Annotated in this window: 12 protein-coding genes; 6 read left to right on the top strand and 6 right to left on the bottom strand. The window is 61.6% G+C overall.

Annotated elements, in window-relative coordinates; genetic code table 11:
• The first annotated feature begins 10 nt into the window (after positions 1–10).
• Complete coding sequence (locus ACWGXF_RS01660) at positions 11–1231, top strand: DesA family fatty acid desaturase (protein ID WP_256629830.1); 1221 nt, start codon at positions 11–13, stop codon at positions 1229–1231.
• Here the strand turns inward: ACWGXF_RS01660 and ACWGXF_RS01655 are convergent.
• Positions 1206–1601 carry a hypothetical protein gene (locus tag ACWGXF_RS01655; RefSeq protein WP_256629831.1) on the bottom strand — a complete coding sequence of 132 codons (396 nt, stop codon included), beginning with the start codon at positions 1599–1601 and terminating at the stop codon, positions 1206–1208. The genes ACWGXF_RS01660 and ACWGXF_RS01655 overlap by 26 nt on opposite strands.
• Before the next feature lie 118 nt (positions 1602–1719).
• Between ACWGXF_RS01655 and ACWGXF_RS01650 the strand changes: the two genes are divergently transcribed.
• Positions 1720–3324, top strand: a complete 1605-nt coding sequence (locus ACWGXF_RS01650) for an aminotransferase-like domain-containing protein (protein ID WP_256629832.1) — start codon at positions 1720–1722, stop codon at positions 3322–3324.
• A gap of 16 nt (positions 3325–3340) precedes the next feature.
• On the opposite strand, the gene ACWGXF_RS01645 is transcribed toward ACWGXF_RS01650, so the two are convergent.
• The 4 genes from ACWGXF_RS01645 to trxB all read right to left on the bottom strand — a co-directional run bounded on the left by ACWGXF_RS01645 (position 3341) and on the right by trxB (position 5894).
• A complete protein-coding gene (locus ACWGXF_RS01645) occupies positions 3341–4099 on the bottom strand; it encodes a hypothetical protein (protein ID WP_039049869.1) in 759 nt (252 codons plus the stop codon).
• A 139-nt stretch (positions 4100–4238) separates the two neighbouring features.
• The gene (gene rpmG / locus ACWGXF_RS01640) at positions 4239–4409 is read right to left on the bottom strand and encodes a 50S ribosomal protein L33 (protein ID WP_003058233.1); all 171 of its coding nucleotides are present in this window, start codon (positions 4407–4409) and stop codon (positions 4239–4241) included.
• A gap of 20 nt (positions 4410–4429) precedes the next feature.
• Entirely contained in the window at positions 4430–4663 is a 234-nt protein-coding gene (gene rpmB / locus ACWGXF_RS01635; protein ID WP_003058229.1) for a 50S ribosomal protein L28, read from the bottom strand.
• 277 nt (positions 4664–4940) lie between these two features.
• Complete coding sequence (gene trxB, locus ACWGXF_RS01630) at positions 4941–5894, bottom strand: thioredoxin-disulfide reductase (RefSeq protein WP_003067867.1); 954 nt, start codon at positions 5892–5894, stop codon at positions 4941–4943.
• A 258-nt stretch (positions 5895–6152) separates the two neighbouring features.
• Between trxB and ACWGXF_RS01625 the strand changes: the two genes are divergently transcribed.
• Both ACWGXF_RS01625 and lolA read left to right on the top strand, forming a co-directional pair.
• Positions 6153–8513: a DNA translocase FtsK gene (locus tag ACWGXF_RS01625; RefSeq protein WP_041743917.1), complete on the top strand. Its 2361-nt coding sequence runs from the start codon at positions 6153–6155 to the stop codon at positions 8511–8513.
• Between the two features lie 22 nt (positions 8514–8535).
• On the top strand, positions 8536–9171 hold the full coding sequence (lolA, locus tag ACWGXF_RS01620; RefSeq protein ID WP_256629834.1) for an outer membrane lipoprotein chaperone LolA: 636 nt from the start codon (positions 8536–8538) through the stop codon (positions 9169–9171).
• 127 nt (positions 9172–9298) lie between these two features.
• On the opposite strand, the gene brnQ is transcribed toward lolA, so the two are convergent.
• A complete protein-coding gene (brnQ, locus tag ACWGXF_RS01615) occupies positions 9299–10627 on the bottom strand; it encodes a branched-chain amino acid transport system II carrier protein (RefSeq protein WP_046460308.1) in 1329 nt (442 codons plus the stop codon).
• A 399-nt stretch (positions 10628–11026) separates the two neighbouring features.
• Here brnQ and ACWGXF_RS01610 point away from each other — a divergent pair, with 399 nt between their 5' ends.
• Both ACWGXF_RS01610 and ACWGXF_RS01605 read left to right on the top strand, forming a co-directional pair.
• Positions 11027–12367: a replication-associated recombination protein A gene (locus tag ACWGXF_RS01610; RefSeq protein ID WP_087865137.1), complete on the top strand. Its 1341-nt coding sequence runs from the start codon at positions 11027–11029 to the stop codon at positions 12365–12367.
• A 350-nt stretch (positions 12368–12717) separates the two neighbouring features.
• Entirely contained in the window at positions 12718–13647 is a 930-nt protein-coding gene (locus tag ACWGXF_RS01605; RefSeq protein ID WP_003067858.1) for a branched-chain amino acid ABC transporter permease, read from the top strand.
• Position 13648 lies beyond the last annotated feature (1 nt).

Below are 13648 nucleotides of genomic sequence, written 5' to 3'. Positions count from 1 at the left end.
TTTGTTATTTATGTCGCTGGATATAGCCTCGATCTGGAATGCCGTCGTGGATTGGATGGCCAATGGCCTGTGGGATCTGTCGTGGTGGCAACTGCTGCTCTACACCCTGATCACCACCCACTTCACGATTGCGGGTGTCACCATCTATCTGCACCGCAGCCAGGCGCATAGGGCGCTGGATCTGGGGCCTATTCCCTCGCATTTCTTCCGCTTCTGGCTCTGGCTGGGCACGGGCATGGTGACCAAGGAATGGGTGGCCATCCACCGCAAGCACCATGCCAAGTGCGAGACCGCAGATGACCCGCACAGCCCGCAGACGCGCGGCTTGGGCAAGGTGATGCGCGAAGGTGCCGAGCTGTACCGCGCCGAGGCCAAGAACGAGGAAACGCTCAGAAAATACGGTCACGGCACGCCCGACGACTGGATGGAGCGCAACATCTACCGCCATTCGGTGATGGGCCCCTCGCTGATGCTCATCCTGAATGTGGCGCTGTTCGGCGTGATCGGCCTGTCGATCTGGGCCGTGCAGATGGTCTGGATTCCATTCTGGGCTGCGGGCGTGGTCAACGGCGTGGGGCATTTCTGGGGCTATCGCAACTACGAGGCGACGGATGCCTCCACCAATCTGGTGCCCTGGGGCCTCATCATCGGCGGCGAAGAGCTGCACAACAACCACCATACCTTTCCCACTTCGGCCAAGTTCTCCGTCAAGCCCTACGAGTTCGATATCGGCTGGGTCTATATCAGCCTCATGCAGAAGCTGGGCTGGGCCAAGGTCAAGAAAACCCCACCGCGTCTGCGCATGGGCGTCGTCAAGCCCGTGGCCGACGAGCTGACGCTGGAAGCCATCATTGCCAATCGCTACGAGGTCATGGCCCGTTATGCGCGCGGCGTGCGCACGGCGGTTCAGCACGAGCTGGACCTGCTCAAGCAGAAGCAGGCACAGAAGTCGGATGTTTCCCTGCTCAAGGGTGTGCAACGCTGGCTGCACCGTGATGCCGACAAGGTGCCCGAGCGTGCCCAGAGCCAACTGGCGCAGGCCCGCGCTGCGCACCCGGTGATTGACCAGATGCTGGTCATGCGCGAAGAGCTGCGTCAGCTGTGGCTCAACACCAGCCTGAGTCGCGAGCAACTGACCGGTCAGCTGCAGGCCTGGTGCCAGCGCGCCGAGGCCAGCGGCATTGCGGCACTCAAGGATTTCTCCGTCAAGCTGCGCGCTGCCCACGTCTGAGGCCGAGCTTGCCAAGCTGCTGCCAGATTCTGGCAAGCGCGAAGCTCAGGCCTTTTACCTCTTCAAGCCGCTGTGCTGCCCTGTTCGGGTGGGGGCGGCTTTGCTGTATCCGTGCCGCCGGATATTGAATCCAGGCTGCACCTGCCGGCGTGCTCAGCTGCACCCAGGTGCGACTGGGGCAACGCCAGCTTTGCCCGGTTTGCAGCACCATGACCTGACCGAAGTGATTGTCGGTAAAGCTCAGCGGCCCGATGGCCAGACGCAGCGGCCCTTGCTGGCAGAACAGTTCGCTGCCTGGTTCAAACAGCAGCGACGCGGCTTGGCCGTTGTTGAGACTATGTGTTTTCGGGGTGGGGTCCGGCTGTGACATGGTGGCTAGGGGTCTGTGATTCAGGCCTCAAGCGTAAGGAAGCACGGCTTGGCAGAACAGGCACAGCAAGCGTTCCGTACAGGCGTAGCAGCATGGATTGCTGTGCATCTGTTCCGGTATGTTTGCTGACAATCTGTATCTGTTGCAGAACAGGGCTTGCTGGCATGATGCCTGCCCGGTCCTGCGTTTTGTCATCATGCTGACTTCCACCATCTCCGAATCACAGCCTGTCGATCATGCGGCAAGCGATGTGCTGCTGCCGCTGTATCAACGGCTGGCCGCGCACTACAGTGCAGCCATAGAGTTGGGGAGCCTGAAACCCGGGGAGCGCATGCCGTCGGTGCGCGAGCTGATGGCGCGGCATGACATCAGCCTCTCGACGGCCTTGCAGGTGCTGCGTTTTCTGGAAGCGCAGGGCTGTCTGGAGGCCAGGCCCCGCGTGGGCTACTTTGTGTGCGCGACGAGGACGGGTGATATTCCTCTGACCAGCGAACCGGACCTGAGCCAGCCGCTGTCTCCCGGCGCGCATGCGCATTTCGTGGGCATCAACGAGCATATTTCTCTGCTGCTCGAGCGCGGCCGTCAGGCCGAGGTCTATATGGACATCGGTGGCTGCACGCCGCCTGCCTCCTTGTTCGATCATCACTATCTGAACAAGACCGTCACCCGGCTGCTGCGCGAGCATCCGACCCTGCTCTCGCAGGGGCGCTCTCTGCTGGCCAATCAGGGCAATCATCCGCTGTTTCAGCAGGCCATGGCCAGACGGGCGCTGGCCTCCGGTATCCGTGTGGCGCCTGCCGATGTGCTGGCAACCACCGGCAATTCCGAAGCGGTGAGTCTGGCGCTGGCTGCCGTGGCATCACCCGGGGACATGGTGGCCGTCGAATCGCCAACCTATTACGGCCTGCTGCAGGTGGTGGAGTCCCTGCAGCTGAAAACGCTGGAGATTCCCTGCAGCCCGCGCACCGGCATGTCCATCGAGGCGCTGGAGCTGGCCTTTCAGACCCAGCCGCGCCTGAAGGCCGTGGTGGTGGTGCCGGATCTGCAGATGCCGCTGGGCGCGCGCATGCCGGACGAGAAAAAGGCCAGACTCGTGGCCCTGTGCGCAGCCCATGGGGCGGCGCTGATCGAGGACGACTCCTACGGTCTGTTTGTCGAAGGGCTGCCGGTGAAGCCGCTCAAGGCCTGGGACAGTGTCTCCGGGCATGTGATCTATTGCCAGGCCTTCAACAAAAGTCTGGCGCCGGGCCTGCGCCAGGGCTGGATGAATGGCGGCCAATGGCATGGCCGCATCCAGATGCTGAAATTTGCACAAAGCCGCAATACCCAGACGCTGGGGCAGCTGGTCGTGGCCGAGGTGCTGGGCTCACCCACCCATCAGCGCAGTCTGGAAAAGCTCAGGCAGCAGCTCAAGCGGCAGCGCGAGGCCATGGCCAGACTGGTGGCACGTCATTTCCCGCTGGGCACGCGCATGAGCCTGCCAGGCGGCGGCCTGTGCCTGTGGCTGGAGTTCCCCGCGCAGATGTCAACCTCGGACCTGTTCACGGCAGCCCTGGCGCGCGGCATACGTATTGCGCCGGGCAGCATGTTTTCCAACTCCGGCAGGTACGAGCACTGCATGCGCCTGGCCTGCACCCATCCGGTCGACGAACTCATGGAGAGGGCGATGCAGGATCTGGGCGCGATGGCGTGCCGGCAACTGGGGCAGAGTCTGCGCAGCTAGCGCTGGCCGGGGTCCTTTACTTCGTCGGTTGACCGGCCATGCACTTGCTCAGGAATTCACGGGCCTTGCCGCCTTCCTTGTAGAAGGTGTTGATGACCTCCTTGCCTTCCACAGAGACCTTGAAGCGGGCTTCTTCCTCTTCCCCAAGCTCCTTGACCAGTGCTTCGGGGCCGCCCAGCGCGTAGACGATGGCTCCCCATTTGCCATTGGACATGGTGTAGTTGATGGCGCCGACCTCCTGGGGCCGGTCCTGGTTCTGGGTCAGAGTGGTTCTGATCTTGCGCGGACTGGCGGGCTGGGGAATGTCCATGCCCAGAAAGGTCAGCAGGGCACCGTTGTGCTTGGCCGTGGGGCCGGAAAGCTGAACGGCACCGGACATGCTGCCAAAGATCGCCGCACATTCAAGACCGGAGCGCGGGTTTTTCTCGTCATGCGAAAACATCCAGTAGCCCTTGCGCAGCTTCTGATACTGCGGGTCTTGTGCAATTCTCTGTCCTTCCTTGATCAGCTCCTGCCCCTCGCGCAGCAGCTCCAGCTGGCTGCGCGCCAGACCGCCCAGGGCATCGGCGGGCGACGGTTCGGGGCGCTGGGCGGCGGCGGGCGCGGAGCTGAACTGCTCGCAGACGGGCACCGAGGCCAGACCCGGTGAGCCGCCTGTCATGCCGACCTGGCGCTGGCCGGGGCCGGGTCCCGTGGGGCAGATGAAGGTCTGGCCGAAGACGGCTGGCGACATGGCAAGCGAGAAAAGCAATGTGCTCAGCGTCCTGTGATTCATCTGATCCATCCCTGTTCGTTGCAAAGTGCCAAGTATAGGGAGGGTCGCTGCGTCAGCTCTCGCGCCGCGACAGGAGTCGCAAAGGCATGAAAAAACCGCCTGCACTTGCGTGAGGCGGCTTTTCAAGAAACAGGCCGAATTACTTCAGCTTGGTTTCCTTGTACTCGACGTGCTTGCGAGCCTTGGGGTCGAACTTGATGATCGACATCTTTTCAGGCATCGTCTTCTTGTTCTTGGTCGTTGTGTAGAAGTGACCGGTACCAGCAGTGGAAGCCAGCTTGATCTTTTCGCGTCCGCCTTTAGCAGCCATGGTGTTTCTCCTTCAGGAAATTAAGCTTGGCCACGAGCGCGCATGTCTGCGAGCACGGAGTCGATACCGTTCTTGTCGATCAGGCGCAGAGCAGCGCTGGAAACGCGCAGGCGCACCCAACGGTTTTCGCTCTCCACCCAGAAGCGGCGGTATTGCAGGTTGGGGAGGAAACGACGCTTGGTCTTGTTGTTGGCGTGGGAAACATTGTTGCCCACCATGGGCTTCTTGCCCGTAACTTCACATACGCGTGCCATTGGGACACTCCGATAGTTGAATCGGCCGCCGGCTCTGGAACCCTGCAGGAGCAGGAGGTGCCGACAACCTCACCTCGCCAGTTTGTAATGGGTGGCGGTAGCCCGATTGCGGAAGTCCCGAAGCACGGTAAAGCGCGAACCTGGAATTCAGCAAAGTCTGCGATTATAGCGTTTTCGCAAAAAAGCCCCTGGTGCCGGCCAAAACTGGCCAAACCCAAGGGCTTTTGCGCCGATTATGCGCTAACAACCGCTCAAACGCCGAAGCGCCTTGGCGTCATCAGGATTCCTGTTCCAGGAAGCGCTGGGCGTCCAGGGCCGCCATGCAGCCGGTGCCGGCGCTGGTGATGGCCTGGCGGTAGACATGATCCTGGCAGTCGCCGGCGGCGAATACGCCGGGCACGCTGGTCTGGGTGGCAAAGCCCTTGAGACCTCCCTGGGTAATGATGTAGCCGTTTTCCAGCTCCAGCTGACCCTGGAAGATGTCGGTGTTGGGGTGGTGGCCGATGGCGATGAAAGCGCCTTGCAGCTTGACCTCTTCGGTGTGGCCGTCCTGCGTGCTCTTGATGCGGATGCCGGTCACGCCACTCTGGTCACCCAGCACTTCATCCAGTGTGAAATGGGTCTTGAGCTCGATCTTGCCTTCCTCGACCTTTTCCATCAGCTTGTCCACGAGGATGGGCTCGGCCTTGAACTTGTCGCGGCGGTGCACGAGGGTGACCTTGCTGGCGATGTTGGAAAGGTAGAGGGCTTCTTCTACGGCCGTGTTGCCGCCGCCGATCACGCAGACGGGCTGCTCGCGATAGAAAAAGCCGTCACAGGTGGCGCAAGCGGACACGCCGCGACCCATGAAGGCTTCCTCGGAGGGCAGGCCCAGGTACTTGGCCGATGCGCCGGTGGCGATGATCAGCGAGTCGCAGGTATAGACGCCGCTGTCGCCGGTCAGGGTGAAGGGGCGCTTGGAGAGGTCAACCTGGTTGATGTGGTCGAAAACGATTTCGGTCTTGAAGCGCTCGGCATGTTCCTGAAAACGCTGCATCAGCTCGGGGCCCTGCACGCCCATGACGTCGGCAGGCCAGTTGTCCACTTCGGTGGTGGTCATCAACTGGCCACCCTGGGCCATGCCGGTAATCAGCAGGGGCTTGAGGTTGGCACGGGCCGCGTATACGGCTGCGGTATAGCCGGCAGGGCCGGAGCCGAGGATGAGAACTTGTGCGTGTTTGGTAGAGGACATGGAGCGGAACTCTGAAAAAAGCAGGCCGACAGCCGGCGCGCGGTCATGAAAACATTGGGAAGATGTGGGAGTATCGCTCCGGATCAAGGTCTGCGCGTGCAGCTGTTTTTAATCACCGGAATTGTTAAAAATGATAGTGACGAAGCGAATCCGGCTACCGTATGGCAGTTTTGTTGCATGTGCTTGCATTACGCTGAGCGATCGTCTTGGCCGAATGCACCGCTTGGATAAGGGCCTAAGGTAAGCTTGCGCCTGCGTATGACATATACATTGAACGCTTCGAACGCGTCTTCTTCCAGCAAATCAAAATCCCGCGCTGCGACTCCGCGCTATGGAGTGATTCGCTTCAGCCAGGAGGTTTTGCTGTTGATCGGCCTGCTGGCGCTGGTGTTCTGGCTCATGGCCATGTTCACTTACTCGCCGCAAGACGCAGCCTGGTCCACTTCGGGCGCCGGGCAAAAGCCGTTTGTGCACAACTGGATGGGCCGTGTGGGTGCCTGGCTGGCCGATGCCTGCTACTTCGGCTTCGGCATGTCCATCTGGTGGCTGGTGCTGGCCGCCGTGCAGACCTGGGTGACATCGCTGGTGCGCTGGATGCGTGGCGGGGTGAACAAGGACGGCAGTCCTCTGGCTCTGATGCCGCTGTGGCGTCGCCGCTTTCTGTTCTGGGGCGGTCTGGCCATTCTGATGATTGCCAGCTGTGCGCTGGAATGGACGCGCTTGTACCGCTTCGAGAACCTGCTGCCGGGCCCTGCCGGTGGCGTGTTTGGTTACATGATGGGCTTCAACGCCCTCAAATGGCTGGGTTTTGCGGGCTCGGGCCTGATCGGCATCTGCCTGTTCGTGCTGGGCGCTGCCATGGTGTTCGGCTTTTCCTGGGGCAAGCTGGCCGAAGGCCTGGGCGCACGCCTGGACGGCATGGTGCAGTTTGGCCGCGAGCGTCGTGAAATTGCCAAAGATGTCTCTGTCGGCAAGAGAGCGGCCCGCGAACGCGAGGAAGTGGTGTTTGACCGCACAGAAGGTGCGATTGCTGCACCGGTGCATCAGCCTGTGCAGATCATCGAGCCCGTGCTGCAGGAGGCCAGCCAACCCAGCGCCCGGGTGGTGAAGGAACGCCAGAAGCCGCTGTTCACCGATCATCCGGACAGCAAGCTGCCGCAGGTGGATCTGCTGGACCAGGCCCAGCAGCGCCAGGAGCTGGTGTCTGCCGAGACACTGGAGATGACCAGCCGGTTGATTGAAAAGCGGCTCAAGGACTTTGGCGTGGAGGTGCGGGTGGTTGCGGCCATGCCCGGTCCTGTGATCACTCGCTATGAGATTGAGCCTGCCACGGGTGTCAAGGGCTCGCAGATCGTCAATCTGGCCAAGGACCTGGCACGTTCGCTGTCCCTGGTCTCGATTCGCGTGATAGAGACCATTCCCGGCAAGAACTTCATGGCGCTGGAGCTGCCCAATGCCAAGCGCCAGTCGATCCGTTTGTCCGAAGTGCTGGGCTCGCAGGTCTACCACGACGCCAAGAGCCTGCTGACCATGGGGCTGGGCAAGGACATCGTGGGCAACCCCGTGGTGGCCGACCTGGCCAAGATGCCCCATGTGCTGGTGGCCGGAACGACCGGCTCGGGCAAGTCCGTGGGTATCAACGCCATGATTCTGTCTCTGCTCTATAAGGCAGAGGCGCGCGATGTGCGTCTGCTCATGATCGATCCCAAGATGCTGGAAATGTCGGTCTATGAAGGCATTCCCCATCTGCTGTGCCCTGTGGTCACCGACATGAAGCAGGCGGCCAACGGTCTGAACTGGTGCGTGGCCGAGATGGAGCGCCGCTACAAGCTCATGAGCAAGCTCGGGGTGCGCAATCTGGCCGGCTACAACAGCAAGATCGATGAGGCCAAGGCGCGCGAGGAGTCGATTCCCAACCCCTTCAGCCTGACGCCCGAGGAGCCCGAGCCGCTGCAGCGCCTGCCGCACATCGTCATCGTGATCGACGAGCTGGCCGATCTGATGATGGTGGTGGGCAAGAAGATCGAAGAGCTCATCGCCCGCCTTGCGCAAAAGGCGCGTGCGGCCGGCATTCATCTGATCCTCGCGACCCAGCGCCCCAGCGTGGACGTGATCACCGGCCTGATCAAGGCCAATATTCCGACGCGTATTGCCTTCCAGGTCTCCAGCAAGATCGACAGCCGCACCGTGCTGGATCAGATGGGGGCCGAGACCCTGCTGGGCATGGGCGACATGCTGTACATGGCCAGCGGTACCGGCCTGCCGATCCGCGTGCATGGCGCTTTTGTCTCCGACGACGAGGTGCACCGCGTGGTCAGCTATCTCAAGGAGCAGGGCGAACCCGACTACATCGAAGGCATTCTGGAAGGTGGCTCTGTCGATGGTGAGGGGGGTGATGACGATGGCGAAGGCGGCGGCGAAAAGGACGAGCTCTACGATCAGGCGGTAGAAATCGTGCTGAAAGACCGCAAGGCCAGCATTTCCTACGTTCAGCGCAAACTGCGTATCGGCTACAACCGATCGGCCAATCTGCTCGAGCAGATGGAAAAGGCCGGCCTGGTCAGCTCGCTCACATCCAGTGGGCAGCGCGATGTTCTAGTTCCGGCCCGCAGCGAGTGAGCCACGCACAAGAGAGAGAGTCATGAAACGTCTTTTGACTGCAATTTTGATAGCTGGCAGTGCAAGTGCAGCAATAGCTGATGGTCTGAAAAGCCTTGAGTCCTTCATGAAGAATGCCCAGGCGGGCAAGGCCGACTTCACCCAGTCCGTGACCTCGCCACCCAAGTCCGGGCAGGAGGCGCGTACCAAGGTGTCCAGCGGCAGCTTCGAATTCCAGCGCCCCGGCAAGTTCCGTTTCAACTACACCAAGCCTTTTGAGCAGCTCATAGTAGCCGACGGCAAGACGCTGTGGCTGTACGACGCCGACCTGAATCAGGTGACGGAGCGTGCCCAGGCCCAGGTGCTGGGCAGCACGCCAGCGGCCATCCTGACATCGGCCACCGACCTCAAGGCCTTGAAGGCCGATTTCGAGCTGGGCAACCAGCCTGACGCCGATGGCCTGGAATGGGTGCTGGCCAGCCCCAGGCAGAAAGGCGGTCAGCTCAAGAGCGTGCGCATAGGCTTCACACCCGAAGGCAAGCTGGCTGCGCTGGATATCGAGGACAGCTTTGGCCAGCGCTCGCTGATGCAGTTCAAGGGCCTGCAAACCCAGGCTTCGCTGCCGGCATCGACCTTCCACTTCACGGTGCCCAAGGGGGCCGATGTGCTCAAGCAGTAAAGATCGCGGCGCGCATCAGCAAAAAAGGCCTGCGGATGGTGTCCGCAGGCCTTTTTTATGCAGGAATCGGGTTTGAGCCCTTGTGAGTGGAACGCAGCCAGCTGCGCTTTGGTGGGGGCTGTTGTGATCAGGCGCGCGTGGCGTTTGCGGCACTTTGCTTGTTGCCGATGGCGAAGTCCAGCAGGCCTGCAATCACCAGCACACCGAGCACAGGGGCGACCCAGCCCATGCCCAGGGCGGCACCGGGCAGCTTGTCCAGCCAGGCGGGCACCAGTGCATCAAGATTGGCAGCCTTGGCGGCGTCAAACAGGCCGAAGACCAGGGCGGTGCCCATCACGGGGATGTAGACGCGCGGTGGCTGATTCCAGCGATGCAGCAGGCTCAGGGCGATCAGGGCGATGGCCACGGGATACAGCCCCACAAGCACGGGCACGGCCACGGCGATCAGCTGGGCCAGGCCCTGGTTGGCTACGGCTGCACTGAAGACCGACAGGCCGATGACCATGGTGCGGTAGGAGATGCCGGTCAGCTCGCTGAAGAAGCTGCTGCAGGCCGTGATCAGGCCCACGCCGGTGGTCAGGCAGGCCAGCATGATGACGATGGCGAGCAGCCACAGGCCTGCGGGGCCGAAGGTCTGCTGTACAAAGGCTGTGAGAATCTGCACACCGGTGGTGGCGTTGGCGGCCAGTTGGCTGTTGGTGGCGCCCAGATACATCAGCGAGACATAGACCAGGCCCAGGCAGGTCGCGGCAATGATGCCGGCGTAGATGCAGTAGCGCGTGTGCAGCTTGCTGTCGCTCACGCCGGCAGCCTTGATCGCGTTGACGATGACGATGCCGAAGATCAGCGAGGCCAGGGCGTCCATGGTCTGGTAGCCCTGCAGAAAGCCTTCGGAAAAGGCGGCTGCCTGCGTGGCATAGGCCTCGGTGCTGAGACTGTAGCCATCCACAGGGGCCAGCACGGCGGAGCCGCCGAGAACGGTCAGCGCCAGAATCAGCACGGGGGTGATGATCTTGCCCACGTTGTCCATGAGCTTGCCGGGGAACAGCGACAGCAGCGCCACTGCCACAAAGTAAGCGATGGTGAAGGCTAGCAGCATGGCGGGTGTGTTGCCGACAAAGGGAGCCAGACCCATCTCGAAGGATACGGTGGCCGTGCGCGGCGTCGCAAACAGAGGGCCGATGGTCAGATAGATGGCCACGGCCAGCACCAGGCCGGCAATGCGGCCTATGGGGCTGGTCAAGGTGTCCAGGCCGCCACCCACACGTGCGAGAGCGACTACGCCGAGAAGGGGCAGACCGACACCCGTCAGCAGAAAGCCGGTCGAGGCGCCGAGCAGGTTTTCACCGGCTGCCAGGCCCACCATGGGTGGAAAGATGATGTTGCCGGCCCCGAGGAACAGGGCAAAGGTCATGAAACCGAGGGCAAAAATGTCCCAGGTCTTGAGTTTTTTCATACGCGTAGACTCAGACGTGCAGCGCTGGCACGCCCTGTAGCAGTGTGGAGCCAAGGAAAGTTGCGGATGCTTTCGATTGATTTCTGGCTGATGGCGGTAGCCCTATCAGGCACAGGCATTGCGCGGCGCAGATGAGGCGGCCCGCAATGAATCTAAGCGCGCTGCCAGGCCTGGCTGGCCTGGTTTTTGGCAGGCCGGATGGGGGCAGTGCCTCCATGGGGCGAGGGGTGGCCTCGTTAATGGAGAGATTGAATCCGTTGAAACGCTATTTTCTCTTATGAAAAATTCTGATAAGGATGCAAGGGTTAAGGTGGATAAGCATTGACTGCCTTCGGTGTGCAAGCAGCCCCAACCCATTTGGATGCACAACTGGCTAGAGAGTCGGATACTTGAGGGGTCATGGTTACGCACAACAACTCCTCATCTTCAGCCATTCCTCATCAGCCCCTGGCCGAGCGCCTGCGGCCGCACACTCTGGCCGAAGTCATCGGCCAGCAACATGTGTTGGGAGAGGGCATGCCGTTGCGCCTGGCCTTCGAGTCGGGTCGCCCGCATAGCTGCATACTCTGGGGCCCGCCGGGGGTGGGCAAGACCACGATTGCGCGCCTGATGGCCGATGCCTTTGATGCGCAGTTCATCTCCATCAGCGCTGTGCTGGGCGGCGTCAAGGACATCCGCGAGGCCGTGGAGCAGGCGCAGGCCGCCCAGAGCGGACTGCTGCAGCAGCGCACCATCGTGTTTGTGGATGAGGTGCACCGCTTCAACAAAAGCCAGCAGGACGCTTTCTTGCCCCATGTGGAAAGCGGGCTGTTCACCTTCATCGGAGCGACCACGGAAAACCCCTCGTTCGAGGTCAACTCGGCCCTGCTTTCGCGGGCGGCGGTCTATGTGTTGCAAAGCCTGACTCCGGACGACTTGAAGCAGATTGTGGCCAAGGCCCAGGCCATCCAGGCGATTCCGGCGATCGAGGACGAAGCGCTGGATCGCCTGATTGCCTATGCCGACGGCGATGCACGGCGCTTGCTGAACACGCTGGAGACCTTGTCCATCACGGCCGAGCAGGCCGGGGTGCAGAGCATCACCGATGCCTGGCTGCTCAAGGTGCTGGGCGAGCGCATGCGCCGCTATGACAAGGGCGGCGAGCAGTTCTACGACACCATCAGCGCCCTGCACAAATCCGTGCGCGGCTCGGACCCCGATGCGGCGCTTTACTGGTTTTGCCGCATGCTGGATGGCGGTGCCGACCCGCGCTATCTGGCGCGCCGCATCGTGCGCATGGCATGGGAAGACATAGGACTTGCCGACCCGCGTGCCATGCAGATGTGCAACGATGCCGCTGCGACCTATGAACGCCTGGGTAGCCCCGAGGGCGAACTGGCCCTGGCCCAGGCCGTGATCTACCTGGCCGTCGCGCCCAAGAGCAATGCCGGCTACATGGCCTACAACAAGGCCAAGGCCTTTGTGAAGGGAGACACCACCAGGCCTGTGCCGCTGCATCTGCGCAATGCACCTACCAAACTGATGAAGCAGCTGGACTACGGCCGGGATTACCGCTATGCCCACAGCGAGGAGGGCGGCTTTGCGGCGGGCGAGCGCTATCTGCCTGAAGGAATGGAAGATCCGGGCTTCTACCAGCCCGTGGCGCGAGGGCTGGAAATCAAGATCGGCCAGAAGCTGGCGGAGCTCAAGGCGCTCAACGACGCCGCTCGTGCGGAAGATGACGAGCCGGCAGGCTTGTAAAGAGCGAGTTGCCCAGGTGTTGCAAGACTGGCACTAGTTGAATGCTGCATTTTTTGCGGTGTTTTCAGGGTTTTTCGCTAGATTGAGTAGCAGCACATGACTAAGTGCCTGTATTTATTGGACTTGCATTGCCGATGAAATTGTTGCGCTGCAGCATTTTTGGGTTGCGCACGGGAAACCCCGGCCCTGAGTCCTGAAAACAGCTCCCTAGAATCGATTCACTCTTTTGCGACAAGCGGCCCACAAAGCGGCGGACTGCAGAAGGGGAACCATGGCATCGCTGGCTCCGTCGTTAGGGATGAGAGGCTCGCAGTGTCTCCGTCTTGGATCGAGGGAAGGGGAGCGCGCTTATGGATATCTTGCTGCAGCAGATCATCAATGGTCTGGTGTTAGGCAGCATGTACGCCTTGATAGCCCTGGGCTACACCATGGTGTACGGCATCATTCAGCTGATCAACTTCGCGCATGGCGAGGTGCTGATGGTGGGGGCTTTGACCAGTTGGAGCTGCATCGGCCTGATGCAGGAGGCCATGCCCTATCTGCCGGGCTGGCTCATGCTTTTGATAGCCGCCATCATCGCCTGCGTGGTGGCTGCATCGCTGAACTTCGTGATCGAGAAGGTGGCCTACCGGCCGCTGCGCAACAGTCCGCGTCTGGCGCCGCTGATCACGGCCATCGGTGTCTCCATCCTGCTGCAGACCCTGGCCATGATCATCTGGAAACCCAATTACAAGGCTTATCCCACGCTGCTGTCGTCCACCCCCTATGAGATCGGTACGGCGGTGATCACGCCCACGCAGATTCTGGTGCTGGTGGTCACGGCAATTGCACTTGCCACGCTGATGTATCTGGTCAACTACACCAGGCTGGGGCGCGCCATGCGGGCCACGGCAGAGAATCCGCGTGTGGCGGCGCTGATGGGCGTCAAGCCCGACATGGTGATTTCCGCCACCTTCATCATCGGTGCCGTGCTGGCCGCGATTGCCGGCATCATGTACGCCTCCAACTATGGCACGGCCCATCACACCATGGGCTTTCTGCCGGGTCTCAAGGCCTTCACGGCCGCCGTTTTCGGCGGCATCGGCAATCTGGCCGGCGCCGTGGTGGGAGGCCTGCTGCTGGGGCTGATCGAGTCCATCGGGTCCGGCTATATCGGTGACCTGACGGGGGGCGTGCTGGGCAGCCAGTACACCGACATCTTTGCCTTCATCGTGCTCATCATCATCCTGACGCTGCGCCCTTCGGGCCTGCTGGGTGAGCGTGTGGCGGACCGTGCCTGAG

The sequence above is a fragment of the Comamonas sp. HJ-2 genome, assembly GCF_053615495.1.
Note: the sequence above shows the minus strand (reverse complement) of the source record. Positions and strands in the feature narration are given on the sequence as shown.